The sequence below is a fragment of the Pseudoduganella guangdongensis genome (assembly GCF_009857475.1).
Taxonomy (GTDB): Bacteria; Pseudomonadota; Gammaproteobacteria; order Burkholderiales; family Burkholderiaceae_D; genus Rugamonas; species Rugamonas guangdongensis.
This window is the reverse complement of the sequence record NZ_WWCJ01000052.1, coordinates 1-504: the sequence shown is the minus strand read 5'-3', so window position 1 is coordinate 504 and position 504 is coordinate 1. Positions and strand designations below refer to the sequence as shown.

General features: G+C 51.0%; 1 protein-coding gene. It reads right to left on the bottom strand.

The genetic code is table 11. From position 1 onward, the window contains the following. Positions 1-226 precede the first annotated feature (226 nt). On the bottom strand, positions 227-504 hold a 278-nt coding region (locus tag GTP41_RS26785), incomplete at its 5' end, for an Ig-like domain-containing protein (protein WP_229503106.1).

Here is a 504-nt window from a genome sequence, read left to right as displayed (position 1 = left end):
TTTCAGATCTTGCTGTAGGGAATCTTAATCAGTAACTTGCATGATGGCAAGCACTATTCGAAAAACTTTTTTGGCCTGTGGAAATTAAGTCTGAAATAAAAGAAACCTTCGTTAATTCAATGACTTGGATTATTTCGTGCGGTTAACTTTTATTTCGAAAGTTTAATATTGAATTTAAATAAAAAAAGCCCGGACCAAGCCGGGCTGAAACAGGGGGTAATTCGAATTATTTGACGACTTGTACGGTCTTGGTAGTGCTGTTGCCGGCGGTGTCGCGGGCAGTGGCCTGGATGGTGTGGGTGCCGCTGGCTTCCTTGCGGGCGTTCCAGGTATAGGTCACGGAACCGTTGCCGGTGGCCTTCAGCACGCCGTCCACGTACAGGCTGACGTTGGCGATGGCCACATTGTCGGTGGCGCTGGCGCCGATGTTCACGTTGCCGGAGATGGTGGCGCCGTTGACCGGGTTGGTGATGTTCACAACCGGCGCGGTGGTGTCGGCGACGA